The organism is Fibrobacter sp. UWB3 (genome assembly GCF_002210405.1).
Lineage (GTDB): Bacteria > Fibrobacterota > Fibrobacteria > Fibrobacterales > Fibrobacteraceae > Fibrobacter.
The window spans coordinates 159,088-178,141 of sequence record NZ_MWQJ01000005.1 but is presented as its reverse complement, the minus strand read 5'-3'; the positions used below and the strand labels follow the sequence as shown (position 1 = coordinate 178,141).

The window sequence follows — 19,054 nt, the reverse complement described above, 5'->3', positions numbered from 1 at the left end:
TTTTGCGGTTATGCAAACGCTCTTTCGTCAAGACATTTTTCAAGCTCGACAATGATGTCGTCCTTGTTGTAGCCTTTGCCGATGAACACAACCTGGTTTTCGCGGTCGCCAAATTGAGTGTCCCAGTTTTCTTTTATTTCAGGATTTTCGTCAATGTACGATTGCTTTACGTCTTCGCGCAGAGCATCAATCCAGTACGAAACGGGCAAAATCGAGGAATTACGACCTGCCTGTTCGAAAAGCTGCACGTCCTTGCTGGCGTCTGAAAACCAGATGTAGCCCTTGGAACGGATGAGCTGTGACGGGTATCTGTTGTTGACAAATTCCATAAAGCGGGTTCTGTTGAACGGGCGTCTAGCTTCGAAAACGAACGATGTGATTCCGTATTCGTCAACGCAACCATTGTTCTTGCGACCTGGCTGGGTTAATGTTGCGGTAGCCTTCTGGATGGCCGAAGAGGAATCAATTTGATCATAGTTGAACGGCTTTGTCGTCATGATTTTTTCGATGTCGATATCGCCGTTGACGGAATGGATAATCGGGGCTCGCGGCTGGAAATCGCGAACAACGGATTCCACTTCCTTGAGCTGGTCTGCGCTGAGTAGGTCGCACTTGTTCAAAATGATGAAATTGCAGAATTCGATCTGATCTACAATCAGTGTGGAAATTTCTTCATCGCTCAAGTCGTACTTTTCGGCGAGCGAATCTCTTTCTTCTCTTTTCTGCTTTAATTCGCTAAGGAATTCGCGGTAAATTCTATCGCCATCGACCACTGTGACGATGGATGTCAAGTAAACATTCGTATTCGGGTTGTCTTCTTCGTAAGCAAGGAAACTTGCGCTCACCGCACCCGGATCGCTGATGCCGGAGGCTTCGACAAATACGACTTCAATGGAATCGAGGTTGGAAATTTTTTCAATCTGCTGGATGAATTCATCGCGCAAGGTGCAGCAGATGCATCCGTTTTGCAATTCGAACATCGGGCATTCGGTGACGTTCGAACCGTTCTTTTTCAAAATCTCAGCATCGACGTTGATGCTACCCATATCGTTTACGATTAGGGCGACTTTTCTCTTTTCTTGCTTGAGAAGATTGTTCAAAAGCGTGGTTTTACCCGACCCCAAATACCCGGTGATGAGTACCACCGGTTTCTTATTCTTTTTCATAAGAATCCTTTGTAAAAAAAATATGTAATTAAGTTGTTAGCTCGCTAGGCGGCAGTTCTCACAAAGTCCGTAAAAAACAGTGCGGAATGGATCAAGTGCAAAACCATGTTCTGCCATCAGGTGCGAACTCAGCTGTTCAAGATCGTGACATTCGAGATGGATGAGCGTGCCGCATTTTTCGCACTTCAGGTGAAAATGCGAAACTTCTTTGTGGCATTCTTCGCCCATGTATTGGAAGCAGGCGGCGTTCTGTTCGCCAAGGAAATACTTTTGAACAACGCCCATCGCCACAAACTTTTCAATCTGGCGATAGATAGTTGCAATGCCGATAGAAATGTTCTGCTTCTGGAAATAAGCCGCCACGTCTTCTGCTGTGAAATGGCGGCCCTGCATCGCTTTGAAGCAAGATAGGAGCAGTTCCTGCTGTTTGGTTTTGTATTTAATAATGCCCATGCTTATCTCGAAATTTGATAACCGTTATCAAATTATACTAAAGTAAGAGATGTTTGGCAAGGGGAAAGGTATATTTACGGTTCCACTCTAAAAATAAACTTGTTCTTTAGGCGACTTTCGTGGCCTTTGTTTTGTACGCTTTTTCCGAGGGCATCTACGCGCTTTGTTTGCGCATTCGTTTTTTTCGAGGCGTCTAGCCGAGAGCTCGTCGCACGCTTCTTGTGAATGTCACGGATTCCCGTCGTTTCTTCGCGCAGTATGACAGCGATGCTATCGAGAATCGGATTTCCGACGCCTTCGATGTAGTCGTGCGAAACTTCCCAGACCATGATGCCTGCGTAACCATTCTCCTTGACCCATCGCGATTTGACGGCGGAAGAATGCGGGTCTTCGAAGGTCACGTATCCGGTTGAAGATACGCCGTAGGGCTCTACAGCGACGCTGTCATAGAAGTATTTCCAGTCGGTGTTTGTGACGATATCTTTGTATGCGATTTGCTTGGCGGTTCCTTTGGTAAAGTCTGTGCCCGGTCCTGTTGCTCCTTGAAATTCAAAGCCGAATGACGGAATTCCAAAGACCATTTTTTCTGTCGGGACGCCGCGCTTTTTCCAATAGTCGCGTGTTTCTTCCCACGACCATGTGGTGTATCCATCGTGTGGGTATAGCGGCGAATCGAACATGGCTTTGTCATCCCAGTCGCCGGTAATATCGTAAGTCATAAAGCCGAACCAGTCCAAGTTTTTCACGAGAACTTCGGCTGTGAACCATTTTCCGTAATAGGGCGAGCAGGGGAGCGCTGCCGAAAGGCTTTTGTCTTTGGGGAGGGCTTCGCGTAGTTCTGTGAGCAATTTGCTGTAGGCGATAGTGTCTGCCTCGGGGACGGGATTGTATTCCCATTCCCAGTCCATATCAAGCCCGTCGAGATTGTGGTCAGCGACGTATTTGACGAGGTTTGCGACGAATTTTTGACGGAGCGCATCGTTTGATGCAACGGGCACGAAGTTGTCGCTTTGTCCGCCACCGCCGAGCGAGACGATGACTTTTGTACCGGCTGCATGGGCGAGCGTTACCATTTCGTCGAGTGCGCTTGGGTCTTCTGCAGCATCTCCGCGCAATGAACCATCCGTGTTTGGCGTGATGAAACTCCACAGCACGTGTGTTAATTTGTTGTACGGAACTTTATCTACAGTGTAGGCGGGCTTGTGCCATTTGCCCCAATCGGGGTAATAACCGATAAACAGCGGAGCGGCCCATGCTGAGCAAAATGCTGCGTAAAGTAAAATCGAGAGTGCAAACTTTTTCACGTGCTACTCCTTTTTTAAACATTCGTCAATTGAATTTTGGATGAACGCTTGATAGTATGGGTTTATCGTAGAAATTCCATCGCATATTTGCGTCTTTGCTAGAATTCCTATAAAGGCGCTGTTATGCTCTTGCGCGGTGTTGATACATGCTTGTTCATCACTAGAGAGTAATTTTTCTTTTTTTACGCTGTCAATGTATGCTTGTGTATCATCGAAAACATCAGGATCTGTTCCGTATACAAAATCTGTTTTTTGACAAAGTGGGGATGGTGCTGGAGAAGAAAACTTAGTCTTGTATTCTTCGAAAGAATAGAGAAGGCTGTCTATTACGTAATAATCTTTTTTCCCTGGGTCGAAGTATTTTTTTTCATAAGCACTGTCGTTGGAACATTTGAATAAATCTATATGTTCGTAACTGACGCAATGTGTTTCGATAAGGAGATTGCTGCCGATTTTCTCAAGTTCCTTTTCGATTTCGTTAAGTTCTTCTAATGAACGGGAGTCATTTTGTTCAAGACTATTTATTAATTGATATATTTTATGATGCCCATTCATGTCTCCAACGCAAAAACCGGAGTATGATTTTTCTAATTTACACGTGATTGAAGTGTCTCTTGCTAGTTTATATGGGCCTAATTTTTCGACGCTGGAACTGCTTGGAATGATTTCAATTGAACTGCTTGAAAAAACTTCTGTAGAACTACTTGAAACTGTTTCAGAACTACTCAATGGAATGTCGGTAGAACTGCTTGAATACGTTTCACTTTCATTGCTGTATGGAACGGATGAAAAATTTTCGCTGTCTCCGCCGCAACTAGCCCAAAATAGAGCTGTGGCCGAAAACAAAATCCTTTTCCAGTATTTGCGAATGTTCATAAATCCTCCTTGCAACGTCCCGTGCGGTACATCTAAAATATAATTTTTGAATTACAGAAAGATATTTTTATTTCCGCTTCAGTTCCACCACATAATCCGCGGCGTCGACGAAGTCTTGTGCATGTTCAATAGCAATGACGGTGTGGCCGGCATTGCAAAGTCCGTGAATGAGGTCGAGCAATTGCTGAATATCCTTTTGATGGAGACCGCGGGCGGGTTCGTCAAAGAGAAATAGCGTGTTCGGCGCTTTGGCTCGCGCGAGTGTAATGGAAAGGCGGAGTCGAGCGCGTTCGCCACCGGAGAGGTGTGCTGTCGTTTGACCGAGTTTCAAGTAGTCAAGGCCTGTGTCTACAAGCGGTTTCAGTTTTTCAGCGAACGGCTTCATGTTCGTGAAGAGCTTGTATGCGCTGCCGATTTCCATGTCCAAGATGTCAGCTATGGAAAGCGACTTGAATCGGATTTCCAAGACTTCATCGCGAAAGCGCTTGCCGAGGCAAACGGGGCATTCGGATTCTTCGTAGCCGAGCGGATCGTAGATGACTCCTTCGCCTTTGCAATTTTCGCAGCGACCGCCGGGGGCGTGCATGCTGAATTTGGAGGCGGTGTAGCCACGTACTTTGCTTTCGGGGAGCTTGGCGAACAAGTCGCGTAATAGTGTGGTGAGGCCGATGGCGCTCAAGACGGTGCTGCGTTTGCTTCCGTGAAAATCTCCGGTTGTGAGAATCGAAAGAGCGTCGATGCCGAGGCTCTTGAATTCTTCGGCTTTGGCGCGTTTGGCGATGTTTTCAAAAAGGAGTGTCGATTTTCCGCTGCCGCTTTGGCCGGTAATCACGCTGAATTTATTGATGGGGAAGGCTGCGTTGACTGGCGCCATGTCAAACTTCGCGAAGTTTTCAACGAGAATCGCTGTGCTTTCTTTGGTGTTTTGGATTGCCGCCGAGCGGGAATCTCCTTTTACACCTAATTCACGAATCCACTTTCCTGTGGGCGATCCCGGATTGTTCAGCACTTCGTCGCGAGAGCCTTGGAACAAAATCTCGCCGCCTTTTTCGCCTGCGCCTGGCCCCATTTCAATGATGTAATCAGCTCGCTTGATGATTTGCGGATTGTGCTCAATGAGCACGAGCGTATTGCCACGCTTGCGGATTTTTTCGAGAACTTTCCAAAGTGCGGCGACATCGCTAGCATGGAGACCGCTGGCGGGCTCGTCTAGCGCAATCAAAAGACCATTCAAATGTCCAGTGCTAAGGCTTGCGAGCTTGAGTCTTTGCAATTCGCCGCCCGAAAGCGTTTGTCCCGCGCGTCCTGGCGTGAGGTAGCCAATGCCCAAATCGTTGATGGCTTCAATACGGTCGAGGAGCGAATTGAAAGTCGCCTTTAGATTTTGACCGACTTTATTGTCAAAAATTTGGTGCAGAAGTTCTGGTAAATCTGCAAATTCCGTCGTGAGAATTTGCTTGTAACTGACATCGTCTACAGTCGCGTTCAAGTATGTTTTCTTGAGGCGGAGACCATTGCAATGCGGGCATTCCGTATTTTCGTCTTCGTCGCTTTCCGAGGCTTCCAAAAGTCCCGTGCCTTCGCAATATTCGCAGACACTGGTGCGGCTGTATGACGAGAACGCACGCGCATCTAGGCTCGCAATAGCTTCTCGTATGTCGCTTGTTTGGTGCTGTTTATCGTTTGCATTCGGGCAGCACGGCTTTGTGCTGTAGAACTTGCGTTCACCTGCAATGTCAAGCGTAATTGCAGAGTGCGTGAGCTTTAGCGTTCCGTCAACAGCTTCTGCGATTCGCGTGCGTGTGTTTTCACGGACGATGATTCTATCAACGATGATGAAAAATTCCTTGGGTGTCAAGACTTTTTCGCCGGGCAGCAGGTCAGCAAGCGAATACATGGTGCTGTCGGCAATCGCGCGTGTAAAACCCTGCGCCAAAAATACGGCCGACAGTTTATCCAACGTCGTGCGACTCTTACTCTGCGCTTTCTTTTTGTCATTCCTGTCTGCATTGATGTCACCCCGCACTTGTTGTCTTTGACCACTTAGAGCTTTAGCTCTTATGTGGTCATGATCCGCGTATGGGGACGGGGTCGCCATTTCCGCATTTCCCGTTTCAATTTTCGCCAAGAACTGTAGCTTTGTCCCAACGGGCATTCCTGCAATTTCGCGGATGATTTCTTCGCGGCTCTGGCTCACCATCGGGGCTCCGCAAATGGGGCAGGCGGGCTTTGCAAACGCAGCGAATAATGTTCGCAGTGCATTGTCACATTCGGCAATCGAAAGCGCAGATGCTTTTGCGGGTGCTTCTCCACGCGTGGCGGCAATCGCTAAACTCGCCGGAAGTCCTTCGGCGCTGTCCAGCGGAATCGTTCGCTTACCACCGAGCAAATCTGCCGCAAAAGGCGAGAGCGTTTCAAGGTAACGGCGCTTGCTTTCGCCGTGGAGCGTGTCCATCACAAGCGTCGATTTTCCGCAACCCGACGGTCCACATACAACCGTAATTTTCCCCAGTGGAAACTGGGCGTCCACATTTTTCAAGTTGTGCAGTCTGCACCCGCGAAGAGAAATGTAATCAAGCATCGTTTAAAAGATAATTTTATAAAAAGTGGTTTGCTCTGAAAATGTAAGGATTTTTCTGTAAAAAACTCATTGCATAACGCGACATAGTCGCGGTTCCGATTACTATATTTCGTATTATGAATAAATTTGCTCTTCGTATATTGATTTTCATGATGATTTTCCTTCTCGCTTGCGGTGATGATAGCGGCTCAATTACTGAGCCTTCGGACGAGTCTTCCTCTAGCGTTGTTCAATCTTCGTCTTCGGCAAAAACAAAAAAATCGTTAAGCAGCAGTTTTGCAAAATCGAGTTCTGGCAAAAAAACGTCATCGTCGAGTAAAAAAAACGAGCAATCCTCATCTTCTACTAATCGTAGCTCGTCTAGTGTTGTTTCGTCGTCTTCAGACAAGCGTAGCTCATCCAGTGTAGCTTCGTCGTCAGCACGTTCAAGTTCTTCTAGTGTGTCCCTGATAGTTGATCCTTCTACAGTAGTTGTGGATTCCATAATAGACTCCCGCGATGGCCAAACGTACAAGACTGTCTCCATCGGCGCCCAGACGTGGATGGCGGAAAATCTCAACTTCAAAACGGACTCTAGCTTCTGCTATAACAACGAGGAAACCAACTGCACAAAGTACGGTCGGCTTTACACCTGGGCAGCTGCGGTCGGCAGATCGGAGAGCGACTGCGGCTATGGCAATACATGCTCTCTGCCGTCAGGAAACATCCAGGGGGTATGCCCGAGCGGTTGGCACCTGCCGAGCAAGGCCGAATGGGAAATTTTGTTCAACGCAGTCGGCGGACGATCAACTGCTGGCAAGGTTCTCAAGTCCACGTCCGGGTGGTATAATAATGACAACGGCACGGATGCTTTCTCGTTCTTGGCGTTGCCTGCTGGCTACAGGGGCTACAAAGGAGGTTTCTATAGCGTGGGCGACCGCGCGTACTTCTGGAGTTCTACTGAGGCCGATAGCCATCTTCGTGTACAACATGAGCTTGTACAGCATCACTGGCAATGCGTACCTAGGCAACTACAATATGGTCAACGGGTTTAGTGTTCGTTGTCTAAAGGACTAGCAGTGAGGAACTCCATAGGAGTCCACTAGCCTCTAAAAAACGAAAAGCCCGCGCAGTTTACTTACTGCCGGGCCATTTTTCATTAGAAACTTTACTGGTTCCCTCGCGCTGCTCGGGATGACGAGCTAATGTTCGGGATGATGAACTAAAATTCCTTAAACGTGAATCTCAGTTCTCCAAACGGAGTGCGGAAATCCTTGTTTTGGAGGTTGTTTGCTTCGATGCCGGCGAACAGCCTGTAACCGCCGCCCACAGAAACTTCGAGAAGTTTCGTGACGCGGAAGTTGAATTGAGCGGCGAAGTCAGCAACAAAGAATGCGTCTTCGGCCTTGAATCCGTCTTCATCACCCTTGTCCATAAAATCGACTTCACCACCGCCAATGCTCATGGGAAGCGAAATCGAAAAGAAACCATCGCGGAAAACGACCGGTTCGACAAATGCACCGAATGCATGGTAGTCGATCATCTGAGAATGGTGAACCTTGGGGTTTTGCACGTCGCTAAGGATCGATGAACTGTATGCACCCAGGCTAATGTAGGGATTCAGCACGAGGCCGATGCGGAGAGTCATGAAAATTGTGCCATCGCGGGCAATCAACGAGTTGCCGCCGCTAACGCCCAAAAGTGCGCTCCATCCCGATGTATCCAATTTACCCGGTTCATAATCTTGTGAACCCTGGAGTTCGGCGTGGGAGCTTACGGCGAGTGCGAGCGCCATGAGGAGAGATGTCAAAAGTTTTGTTTTCATAGTCCGTCCGTGTTTCCTTCCCATCTCCAGTTCTTTGCGCTGACTGCGGGCCAGTGGCAGATTGTCCACACGAGACTGTTGCCGCACAAAATGATGGACCAGACGCCAAAGAGCAGGAAGAGGAATAGTGGAATAAAAGCGAGTGATCCGTAGAAAATGGACATACGCGTGACCATTGCCGTCTGGATGAGCATCAGAATCTTCACGTAGATGTTGATGGCAAGCCAAGAAAGCAAAGTCGAGAGCATCGACGCCAAGAACAGCTTGCGGCGGGTGTAGGGCTTGTGGCCTGCCGGGCGCGCCGGGAGCGCATAAAGCATAATGAAAATCACGAGGAGAGCCGCGATGTGGAATGCCGAGTACCAGAATACGGTGATGAGCGCCTTGATGACTTCTGGCGAAAAGTGGAATCCGTCAACAATGATGACTTTGAGCACGTTCTGCACATGGTTCACGAAACCTGCGAACATGCCGACTACGGCAGCCCCGATGAGGAGGAATGGCGTGTAAATCTTAATCTGGCGAATCAAAGTTCTCGAGGTCTTGTTTTCCCAGACCACGTTGAAGTTCGTTTCGAGGCTTCCGAACGCGAGGATAAACGTGACGAAAAGACCGCCAGCACCGATAAATCCGAGTTTTTTGATGGGAATGTGCTCGGCGTTTTCGACGATGTCCATGATTTGCTCGGTCGGCCAGTCCAGATTGAGCATGTCAATCACGATGGGGAGGTAGTCCGAAATGAAGTTACCGAACCCGACAGCGAGAGTGATGGAGGTGAGCATGATGAGGAGTGGAACGACTGCCACGAGCGTCGTGTAGGTCAAAGATGCGGCACGGGTCATTCCGTGATAGTACAGGAATGACTTTCCGGTGACAACCATGATTTTTACAAATGTCGGAGAACGGGCTGCGATATGATCGAACAGCCATTCCCACGAAAAATTTTTCCACCAATGCGGCATACTCGTGTTAAATATAGTTAAAGGAACGACTTACGAGAACTTTTGGCGCGTTTCGTTTCGTTTTTTTACGAAAACTGAACTTTTGTGGTCGAAATTTCCTAAAAACAGGTTTACTAATGTAGACAAATAATAAATTCCTTTTGTGGACTTTTTCTAGCAAATTATCGTTTGAAAGTTAAAAGTATAATAAAAAATGTGGACTTTTTATTGAAAAGAGATTATATTTGAAAGAAACAAGAGTTTGGTTTTACACCGTTAGGAGCGTTGTATATGGGATCCAATCGTAATTTCAAGTCTATTCTTGTAAGTTCTGCGCTTGCTGCGGGGCTTGCTGTTCCATCTTTTGCTGCGCCTCGTCAAATGGAAAACTTGACGCGCGGCCTTGTCGCGTCAAACGTGGGCAAGGGTATGCTGGTTAGCTGGCGCTTGTTGGGCACCGACGATCCGGCGACGGAATTTGTCCTCTATCGTGATGGAAAGAAGATTGCCTCGGTTGGTAAGTCTGCCGGCACGAGCTACCTTGATGCTGCGGGCGCAACGACCTCCAAGTACACGGTGGCTGCCGTTGTCGATGGTAAAGAACAGTCCCAGATTGGTCTGTCTCTCGTTTTGGATAAGACGGTCTCGAACAGCGGAAATTCCTTCCCCTACAAGACGATTAAACTTGAAGTTCCTGCTGCTCAGACAATGCCGAACGGTGAAAAGTGCACTTACGTTCCGAACGATATGAGTACTGCCGACCTCGATGGCGACGGCGAATACGAATTGATTTTGAAGTGGGATCCGTCTAACGCACACGATAACTCGCAAACGGGTTATACGGGTACGGTGTTTATCGATGCCTACAAGCTCGACGGCAAGCGCCTGTGGCGCATTGACCTTGGCAAGAACATCCGTGCGGGTGCTCATTATACGCAGTTCCAGGTCTTTGACTACGATGGCGACGGCAAGGCGGAAATGATTGTGAAGACCGCCGACGGTACAATCGACGGAACAGGCAAGGCGATTGGCGACAAGTCCAAGGATTACCGTGACGGCAACGGCCTTGTGCTCAAGGGACCGGAATACTTGACCGTTTTCCGCGGTGCTGATGGCGCTGCGGTTTCGACGATTGATTTTGTGCCGAGTCGAGACATCAACCAGCATGTGAAGGGCAAGGATGGCAAGGGCTACTGGGGCGACAACTACGGTAACCGTTGCGAACGCTACCTGGCTGCGACTGGCTACTTGGATGGCGTCCATCCGAGTGCAATTTTGGCACGTGGTTATTACACGTCTGCTTATGTGGTTGCGTATGATTTTGATGGCAAAACATTGAAGCAACGCTGGTACCACAAGTCTGAAGACCCGGGCAAGGGTCTCTATGGCGAAGGAAACCACAGTCTTCAGGCGGCTGACCTCGATGGCGATGGTTATGATGAAGTGTTTTTCGGTGCTGCAGCCTTGAACCATGATGGTACTTTGCGCTACCGCACTGGTCTTGGCCATGGCGACGCTCACCATATCGGTGATCTGGATCCGGACCATCCGGGGCTTGAATCCTGGGATGTGCATGAACACAAGGATGCTCAGTATACCGAAGAAATGCGCGGCCATGACGGTAAGGTTATTTGGGGTACTCCGCAGCCTTCTTCCGGTGGAGTGGACAATGGTCGTGGCATGGCGGCGGACGTTGATTCTGAATATCGTGGCTATGAAATGTGGTCTGCAAAGGGTGGTGGAATGAAAACCGCTAAGGGTAAGCTCATTGGAACGCCTGCAGTGTCTCAGAATTTCCGTATTTATTTTGACGGTGATGAATACGATGAGCTTTTGGACGGTGCTTTTGTAACAAAGTTTAACTCCATCGACAAGAAGTCCGAAACTTATTTTGACGGTCCGGCCGCGCTTGGTGTAACGGGTTGCAATGGCACCAAGAATACTCCGAGCCTTATTGCAGACTTGTTTGGTGACTGGCGTGAAGAACTCGTTGTGCGCTCTGAAAAGGATCCGACGACGATTTATATCATTGCCACTCCGGTTACAAGCCCGCATCGCGTCTATACCTTGATGCACGACGCCACGTACCGTACTGCGGTTGCCTCCGAAAATACAGCCTATAACCAGCCGCCGCACTTGGGCTACTACTTGCCGGATATGGTCAAGTCTCTCAAGCAGCCGGATGTTTACGTTGTTGGCGAAAGTGTTGAAGTCCCGGTTGATACGACTCCTGTCGTGAACGATGGCGAGTCCATCTTGGATGCCTCGAAGCCGAAGGAAGGTGCTGGCTGGACCGAAAAGGATAACGAAGGTTACCTCAAAAATGGCTATTACAACTTCGAAAATACGCTTGCTAGCTATGCCATCTGGGAAATCTTCTCGCAGAAAGAAGCCAAGACAACGCTTACGATCCGCTTTGCAAATGGCGGAACGAGCGGCCGTAACATGGCCCTCACTATGAACGGTAAGTCCGTGGGAACCGTAAGTTTCCCGGCTACAGGCTGGACGACGTATAAAGAAGCGAATATTGATGTGACGCTGAAGGCAGGTGTGAATACGCTTAAGCTCTCTTCGATGACAAGTGATGGTGGCCCAAATATCGACTTGTTTACGTTCGGTATTGATGACGTGGAACTTTATGATGGTTCGCAGAAAACGACGATTGCGGCTTCTCAGACGTTTATGCCGAATGTGTATAATCCGGTGACGGGAATTCTTAGAACGCGCGAAGCAGGCCTTGCTGAAATCTATGCCTTTGATGTGACAGGTAAGCTCGTTGGCGGAATCTCCCGCAATGTGACTGCCGGAACGTCTAAGGTGATGTTTGACCGCGAAATGCTCCCGCGTGGTGCTTACATGATGGTTGTAAAATTGAACGGTCGCGTGATTTCGAAGAGCTTGCGTAAGGCCGCAAAATAACTTGTGTGCTTCCGGGAGTTGCTCTCGGAAGCTTTTGGGATTTTTTAAGAGGTTTTCAAATGGGTATGTTTTCTAAGTTTTGGCAGGGCGTTGTTGCGACTTCGATGATTGCGGCTCCACTTGCAATGGCTAAGGTTACAATTTATATGCTTGGCGATTCCACCATGCAGGACTGGGCTGATGGTTATTATCCCAAACAGGGCCAGGGCCAGGATTTTCATTACTGGTTCGATGTAAACAAGGCGGCAGTGGTGAACCGTGGACAGGGCGGCATGTCGCTTGGTGGCGGCGGTAAGGACAAAAAGGGTAACACCGCGGTCGGCTATTACGACATGTTCTTTAAGAAGGGCTGCTCCAATGGTGGCTGCATTGCGGACAAGTTGCAGGCTGGCGACTATGTCGTTGTCCAGTTCGGTATTAACGACGTGAACTACAGCACGGAAGACTTCTTTGCCTCCAACATGAAAAAGCTTGTGAGCGATGTCAGGGCGAAAGGCGCTTATCCGATTATCATGAGCCCGATTCGTCGCTTGTACTATGATTCTCCAACGCAGATCCATAACAGCTATCGTGGCTACCCGGCTCTTAATCAGAGCCTTGCAACGGAATTGAACGTTCCGTTTATCGATATGAGCGAAATGGTCGCGAACTACATGATTTCTGTGGGCGAACGCTATTCGGCACAGTTTATCTTCAACTATGCTACAAAATCTGAATATAGCAACTTGGGCAGTGACCAGACGGACCAGGTGCATTTACAGATGAACGGTGCGAATGCCTTTGGACGTATCATTACAGAACAGATGCGCGCCCACAAGGATCCGATTGTGAAAAAACTTGGCGACTACATGGCGCCTATGTACCAGGTAGATGTCAAGGTGAGCCCGGAAGGCGCTGCCGAAGCGACTTCTCTTAGCGCTTACTACCCGAAGGGCATGACGGTTATGCTCAAGACAATTCCGAAGTCCGGCAAAAAGTTCTTGGGCTGGTATGACGGTAACGGCAACAAGGTCGGCGCCCCGAGCCGCTCCAATGTAAAGTCTCCGTACATCCACACGTTTGTCATGGGTTCTGCATCGACGCAGTTCACTGCAGTGTATGAAGGCGGTACCGCTCAGAAGTACACGGGCGATGGCAAGGCTTTGACCGCATTCCCGACAACGACTCCGAAGAGCCTTGACGATGTGACGTTTGAACCGTTCACGCCGATTGATGGTAGTGAAGAAACAGAAACCAAGGTAGATAAGGATATCAAGAAATTCTTTGACGCAAGTAAGCCGGATACTGCAGGAATTGGCTGGACCCAAACGGAATGGACTGGCTATATTGGCGATGGCTATTTCAACTTGGATAACACGAACGTGTCGTTTGCAAGTTACAAGGTGAAGTTCCCCGGTGCAGGCTACGTGACGCTTGCTGTGCGTTACGCCAATGGCGGTTCTACAGACCGTATGTTCAATGCCTACCTTGACCACGACTACTATTTGAGCGCCCCTCCGACAGGTGGCTGGGACAAGTGGGATACCGCTTACGTTGTGATGGATGCGCCGCAGGGCGAAGCCGAACTCAAGTTTATGTCGGTGACTTCTGATGGAGCTCCGAACCTTGATGCGTTTGGCTTTAACCTAGATGGTGTCTGCCGTGTTGGTGTGGATTGTGCAACGACTGCGTTGCGTGCAGGCGCCGTGCGTGCGGAATCTCAGCTCCATGGCGGTCTGCTCTCGCTGACGGAACGCGCTGACATAAGTGTGTTTGATATGAACGGAAATCTTGTCGTGCGTAAGGCTGTTGATGCAGGCGAAGTCGATTTGTCCTCGCTTGTGCGTGCAAATGGACTTTACCGCGTGATGGTCCGCCAAGGCAGTAAAAAGCTTGTTGCAACATTCGCAAAGGTAAGGTAGTGTTTTTTGTCATCCCCGCGTAGGCGGGGATCACCTTTCAAAATACAAGATGGAGATGCTCGACTGTCATCCCGGACTTGTTCCGGGACGGGCATGACAATAAAGGAATTACTATGAATAAGTTTATAAAATTCTTTTTTGCTGCCGCTGTTTTCACAGGTGTCGCTGTAAGCGATTCCACCAGTTTTTCGATTTACGTGGTGGGCGATTCGACCGTGCAGACGTATAAGGATAACGTCTATCCGCAAACGGGCTGGGGCCAGGTGCTTGGGCATTTCTTTGACGCCTCCCGTGTGAAAGTCCTTAACTATGCAATCGGTGGCCGTAGCTCTAGAACGTTTATCGAAGAAGGCCGCTTGGACGAGGTCAAGGGAAAGCTCCAAAAGGGCGACTACCTCTTTGTGCAATTTGGCCATAATGACCGCGACTATTCAAAGGCCGCGCGTTATGTGGAGCCGTCGAAGTTCCCTGGATTCATCCAACAGTATGTCGATGCTGGCAAGGGCAAGGGCGCCAATGTCGTCCTCGTCTCTCCAATGAACTTGAACGGTAGCCGCAACGTGTTTTCGACGGGCTCTAACAACTACGATGCCCGCGGCATGATGCAGACGGTTGCCAAGAATAACAAGATTCCGTTTGTCGATTTGAACATGAAGTCGTACAACACGTATAACAATACGTACAAAGGTATGGGCGATTATGTGACCCGCTATCTCTACAAAAAGCTGGAAAAGGGTGAATACCCGAATTTCCCTGATGGAGTGAACGATGGTACGACGCACTTCCAGGAAATGGGCTCGATGGGCCACGCCCAGATGATTTGCGAAGAGCTTGCAGATAATCTCAAGTCCAACACGAACCTCTCTGCCGAAGCAAAGGCTGCGCTTACGACGCTTGTGTCTGCAATTAAGAAGCGTTATACCATCAAGGTCAAGACGAACCTCTCGAATTACAACGGTCTCATTACGCAGACGCAGTATTTCCCGGCGGGTTCCCCGATGACGCTCCGCGTGACGCCAAACGGCCAGACGTTTGAAAAGTGGGTCGATGATGACTGCAACGAAGTTTCGAAGAACATGATTTATTATGGCTTCAAGACGAAGGCCCGTGACATCACATACACGGCGATGTTCAAGGGCGGTGCCGCTTGCACGCCGATTTCTCATGCTTCGGAAGATTCTTACGAAGAAGGTCCTGGTGGCGGTTCTAGCAGTTCAAGCGGTGAAGTGGAAGTCAAGGAACTCGACGAAGCTCTGTGCTCGCTCAAGGCTGGTACGGATGCTTGGCCGTCAGTGATTGACATGGCGGAACCTGAATTTGGAGATGGCTGGACTGAAAAGAATCATGAAGGCTATACTGGCGGCGGTTTCTTCAATCTTGATAATTCTGCCTACAGCAAGGCCACGTACATGGTGACTTCGGACCAGTCTGCAGAAAAGGCCCGTGTGATGATCCGCTATTCGTTTTCGGGAAGCGCTAATCGCGATATGAAGGTTACGGTAGATAATGGCACCTACGATGTGACATTCAAGTCCACCGGAAGCTGGGACAAGTGGGATACGGTCTATATCGACAACGTCTGGGTGGATGCCTTGGACTTCAAAGTGATTTTACAGTCGGCGACGGCAGATGGCGGCCCGAATATCGACATGATTGCGTTTGATATGAAGGATGTTTATCGTACCGGTTGCAAGGCTGTTCGCGAGAAGAATAAGCAGACTACAGCGCTTGTTGGCAAAAAGCTTGCTGCGCAACCGCGTACAAAAGGCTTTACGGTCAATGCGCTTGGCCAAAAAGTGCAAAATGTTCGCAATCAGTCGGATTTGCGAAACCTCCCCAAAGGCAACTACTTCCGCTATTAAAAACGAAAATTCCATTTTTAGTTGGATATTACGTGAATATCTTCAAAATAAGCTTGATATTCACGTAAAATTTTGATGTTGTATGTAGTTAAAATCCGCTTGAATGCGGATTTTTGCTTTAAAATGAAAAATTTTGAGCTTTTAAAGCTTAAAGCACTGTCTAAAAGGTGGCGAAAGATACTTTTTGCTGAATTTTTAATAAGTTTGTCTGAATTTTTACGTGAGAAAATCTGATAATTCGATATTTTTCACGTAAAAAATGAACTTTTTTAGATTTTTCAAAAAAAATAACACATTTTTTATAACATAATGTGGACATAAAATTTGCAAAACTGTGGACAATAATGTATATTACTATTAGTAACTCTTTCTAATAAAAGGAGATGTCCGTCTGTCATCCCGGACGAGTTCCGGGACGGGCATGACAATCACAAGTTCAGACCTCAAAGGGGCGAAGCCCCGACCTCATAGTTTATAGCCTAATGATCAATATCTTTGAATATCTGAATTACCGCGATTTTTTGAAAGATGCCTACGAAGAGCGCCATGCAAGTGATTGGCGTTTTAGCCATCGTTTTATTGCCGAAAAAGCGGGCTTCGATTCATCGATGTTCAATAAGATTTTGCAGGGCAAGCGCAATTTGACCGACCGCATTGTCGAAGTTTTTGCGTCTATCTTTTGCAGTGACGAACGCGAAAAAGCGTACTTTGCAAACATGGTTGCTTTTAACCAGGCTAAAACGCATACCGAAAGTCGCCAATTCCTGGAAAAGCTTGTGGCGTCCAAGGAATGCAAGGTGGAAAACTTGGCGAAGGACCAGTTTGAATATTTTGACCATTGGTACCATGCTGTCGTTCGTGAACTTGTGACTTTTTACCCGTATGTGGGTGACGATGCCGCCTTGGGCCTTATGGTGCGCCCGCCGATTTCTGCAAGCCAGGTAAAGTCTTCGATTGCGCTTTTGGAACGCTTGTCGATGATCAAGAAAAACGAGCAAACAGGATTTTATGAACAAACGCAAGGTCTTGTTTCGAGTGGCTTTGAATCGTACAATACGGCGGTGAACGCTTACATCCAACAGAATCTGGACGTGGCGCAAACGGCGATGGACCGCTTTGATCGCGGTGAACGCAATCTTTCGACGCTCGCATTTGGTTGTGACGAAACGACTTATAAAGAGCTTGTCGAAATGGTGCGCAGGTTCCGTCGCGAAGTGCTTGCTAAAGTAGGTGCGTGTCAAAAGCCGAATCGCGTTTTCCAGCTCGGCATGCAACTTTTCCCGCTTTCGGACCCGTATCCGCCACCGCAGAGGCGTGGGCGCAAACGCCGCATTCGCGGTGCCGAAATACAGAATGCTTCTCGTGAAATCACGGATGAATCTCGCGAACCTGATGAAGTTCAAGGGGGCAATCATGAAAACTAGTTTGATGACGATTGCTCAAATGCGCTTGCTTGCTTGGCTTGGTGTCCTTTCGATGCTCCTTGCAGCATGTAGTGAAAAAAATGTCGCTGGTGGCACCGAAGCCGAATCAACTATTGCTTTGTATGTTCAAATGGCGGATGGAACGCCCGCTTCGATGGCGCGCGTCCGCATTTTGCCGGACAATTACCTTTCTAGCGGCCCTGCGGAAGAAGCTTGGAATGAAACCAATGAGGATGGGCACGTTTCATTCGAAGTCCGCAATGGTCGCTATACCATTGAAGCTCGCAATGTGAGCGAAACGGAAGCCACGGGCGCTGTGCTTTCTATAGCGCTTGATGCCAAGGCCGATTCCAAGGTTGATACCATCAAGTTGGGCGAACTAACGTCTATTGAAGGCTATGTAGTCCTTGGTGAATCGCCTGTTGTCCGCGTGGCGGGCCTTGACCGTTATGTTGTTCCTGATAGTACAGGGCATTTTGTAATTGACTCGCTTCCGCAGGGGAGCTTCGATGTGCAAATTGGCGACCCGGAGGAAGTCCATTCGACGACGGTCCAATCCAATGCAGGGGATACTTTGTTTGTTGACGGCTCCGATGTGGCTTCGGACATCAAGGTCGTAAAGCCTGAAATCGCAACAACAACAGAATATCCCGAGAGCGACTGGAGTGCTCATGAAGCCTTGCTCAAACAAATTCAAGGCTATGCAGTTGGAACGCTTGGTGCTACTGGAAAAACCGACAGCACGGGAAAAATTGAGAAAGTGGAAGGCGAAGTTTGCATTGTCACGACAACTGAAGATTTAATTGATGTTGTCGACTCTTCAAAGGTGGATTCGTTGGGAAATTACGGAACTAAGGTCGCCTTGTCCCAGGGCTCTTTCCGTGAATGCGCCGAGAAGGATACTCCAGTCTGGATTCTCTTTGAAAAAGATGGAACGTACAATTTGCGTTCGCCATTGCGCATAAAGTCTGATAAAACTGTGGATGGTCGTGGGCGTGATATTCGCATTACGGGCATGGGGGGGGTGACAAATGAATCGTCCAATCTTATTTTTGAAAACTTGACTTTTACGGCGCCTGCGATAACAGCTCATGATACAACAAGCCGTCGCGCTCTCTCGATTCATAACCGCACGCACCATGTCTGGGTGGACCATTGCACGTTTGAAGAGTATCCGCTAATCTTGGTTGATGTCAAGCGAGGCTCGAATGCGGTCACGCTCTCGTGGAATCGTTTTGAAAATGCACAGTCCGGCATTTTATTTGGGCTTGAACCGGACATTTACGTGGATACCGCTCAGACGCTTACGATGCACCACAACTACTTTGCGAACATGGAAGCTCGCGGTGTGCTTGCTCGTCATGGCAAGTTGCATGCGTACAACAACTTCTTCTATGATGTAAAACAGGCTGGAATTGAATGTTCTGATTCAGCGTCCTGCTACATCTCAAACAATGCGTTCAATATCGAAACGCCGGTTGCTGTGTACCGCCTTGAAAACGAAGACGGAACGCCGGACGAATCGACGCTTGGCTTTGTTAAAATGGACGGGAATATGTTTGGCCTTGGTGGCGAGGATCTCGCTGGCGATGCCAATGGCTATGAACTGGATTATATGGTGTTAGTAGAAATCCCGGATGCAGAGCTTGCCGTCCGTGTCAGGAATGAATCCGGTCCCCGGTAGAATCTTGCTAAGCCGGGCGTTACGGGCTGGCCCCGGAACAAGTCCGGGGCAGGCTCTAAGCCCGTAGAGGGGGTGGAGAGTAACAACGTGCGAACCAGGGGGATACATCCCCCTTCCATAAAAAGATTGCACTTTGTGC

The 19,054-nt window shown here is 48.6% G+C and carries 13 protein-coding genes; 6 read left to right on the top strand and 7 right to left on the bottom strand.

Translation table 11 applies throughout. From position 1 onward, the window contains the following. Window positions 1-8: 8 nt before the first annotated feature. From B7991_RS07810 to B7991_RS07785, 5 genes are all read right to left on the bottom strand, one after another. Window positions 9-1,166 (bottom strand): GTP-binding protein, encoded by a 1,158-nt coding sequence (locus B7991_RS07810; protein WP_088630319.1) that lies wholly within the window; start codon window positions 1,164-1,166, stop codon window positions 9-11. Window positions 1,167-1,202: 36 nt separating this feature from the next. Then, window positions 1,203-1,619, bottom strand: a complete 417-nt coding sequence (locus tag B7991_RS07805) for a Fur family transcriptional regulator (protein ID WP_073423067.1) — start codon at window positions 1,617-1,619, stop codon at window positions 1,203-1,205. A 74-nt stretch (window positions 1,620-1,693) separates the two neighbouring features. Beyond that, window positions 1,694-2,923 (bottom strand): glycoside hydrolase family 18 protein, encoded by a 1,230-nt coding sequence (locus B7991_RS07800; RefSeq protein WP_235002816.1) that lies wholly within the window; start codon window positions 2,921-2,923, stop codon window positions 1,694-1,696. Between the two features lie 3 nt (window positions 2,924-2,926). After that, window positions 2,927-3,799, bottom strand: coding sequence for a hypothetical protein (locus tag B7991_RS14645; RefSeq protein WP_141099852.1), 873 nt, complete (start codon window positions 3,797-3,799; stop codon window positions 2,927-2,929). Between the two features lie 67 nt (window positions 3,800-3,866). Further along, complete coding sequence (locus tag B7991_RS07785) at window positions 3,867-6,380, bottom strand: ABC transporter (RefSeq protein ID WP_088630316.1); 2,514 nt, start codon at window positions 6,378-6,380, stop codon at window positions 3,867-3,869. A 149-nt stretch (window positions 6,381-6,529) separates the two neighbouring features. On the opposite strand from B7991_RS07785, the gene B7991_RS07780 reads away from it, so the two are divergent. Continuing rightward, window positions 6,530-7,414, top strand: coding sequence for a fibrobacter succinogenes major paralogous domain-containing protein (locus tag B7991_RS07780; protein WP_254917885.1), 885 nt, complete (start codon window positions 6,530-6,532; stop codon window positions 7,412-7,414). Between the two features lie 167 nt (window positions 7,415-7,581). Here the strand turns inward: B7991_RS07780 and B7991_RS07775 are convergent, their stop codons facing one another. Together B7991_RS07775 and B7991_RS07770 are read right to left on the bottom strand one after the other, a co-directional pair. Beyond that, on the bottom strand, window positions 7,582-8,184 hold the full coding sequence (locus B7991_RS07775) for a hypothetical protein (RefSeq protein WP_088630315.1): 603 nt from the start codon (window positions 8,182-8,184) through the stop codon (window positions 7,582-7,584). Beyond that, window positions 8,181-9,146: a YihY/virulence factor BrkB family protein gene (locus B7991_RS07770; RefSeq protein ID WP_014547088.1), complete on the bottom strand. Its 966-nt coding sequence runs from the start codon at window positions 9,144-9,146 to the stop codon at window positions 8,181-8,183. The genes B7991_RS07775 and B7991_RS07770 overlap by 4 nt, the downstream gene beginning before the upstream one ends. Before the next feature lie 270 nt (window positions 9,147-9,416). Between B7991_RS07770 and B7991_RS07765 the strand changes: the two genes are divergently transcribed. From B7991_RS07765 to B7991_RS07745, 5 genes are all read left to right on the top strand, one after another. Beyond that, complete coding sequence (locus B7991_RS07765; protein WP_088630314.1) at window positions 9,417-12,044, top strand: carbohydrate-binding protein; 2,628 nt, start codon at window positions 9,417-9,419, stop codon at window positions 12,042-12,044. Between the two features lie 65 nt (window positions 12,045-12,109). Continuing rightward, window positions 12,110-13,945, top strand: a complete 1,836-nt coding sequence (locus B7991_RS07760) for a GDSL-type esterase/lipase family protein (RefSeq protein WP_254917884.1) — start codon at window positions 12,110-12,112, stop codon at window positions 13,943-13,945. Window positions 13,946-14,058: 113 nt separating this feature from the next. Then, a complete protein-coding gene (locus B7991_RS07755) occupies window positions 14,059-15,807 on the top strand; it encodes a GDSL-type esterase/lipase family protein (RefSeq protein WP_088630312.1) in 1,749 nt (582 codons plus the stop codon). Window positions 15,808-16,289: 482 nt separating this feature from the next. After that, window positions 16,290-17,231, top strand: a complete 942-nt coding sequence (locus B7991_RS07750) for a TIGR02147 family protein (protein ID WP_088630311.1) — start codon at window positions 16,290-16,292, stop codon at window positions 17,229-17,231. Beyond that, complete coding sequence (locus tag B7991_RS07745) at window positions 17,221-18,915, top strand: right-handed parallel beta-helix repeat-containing protein (protein ID WP_176421781.1); 1,695 nt, start codon at window positions 17,221-17,223, stop codon at window positions 18,913-18,915. The genes B7991_RS07750 and B7991_RS07745 overlap by 11 nt, the downstream gene beginning before the upstream one ends. Window positions 18,916-19,054 lie beyond the last annotated feature (139 nt).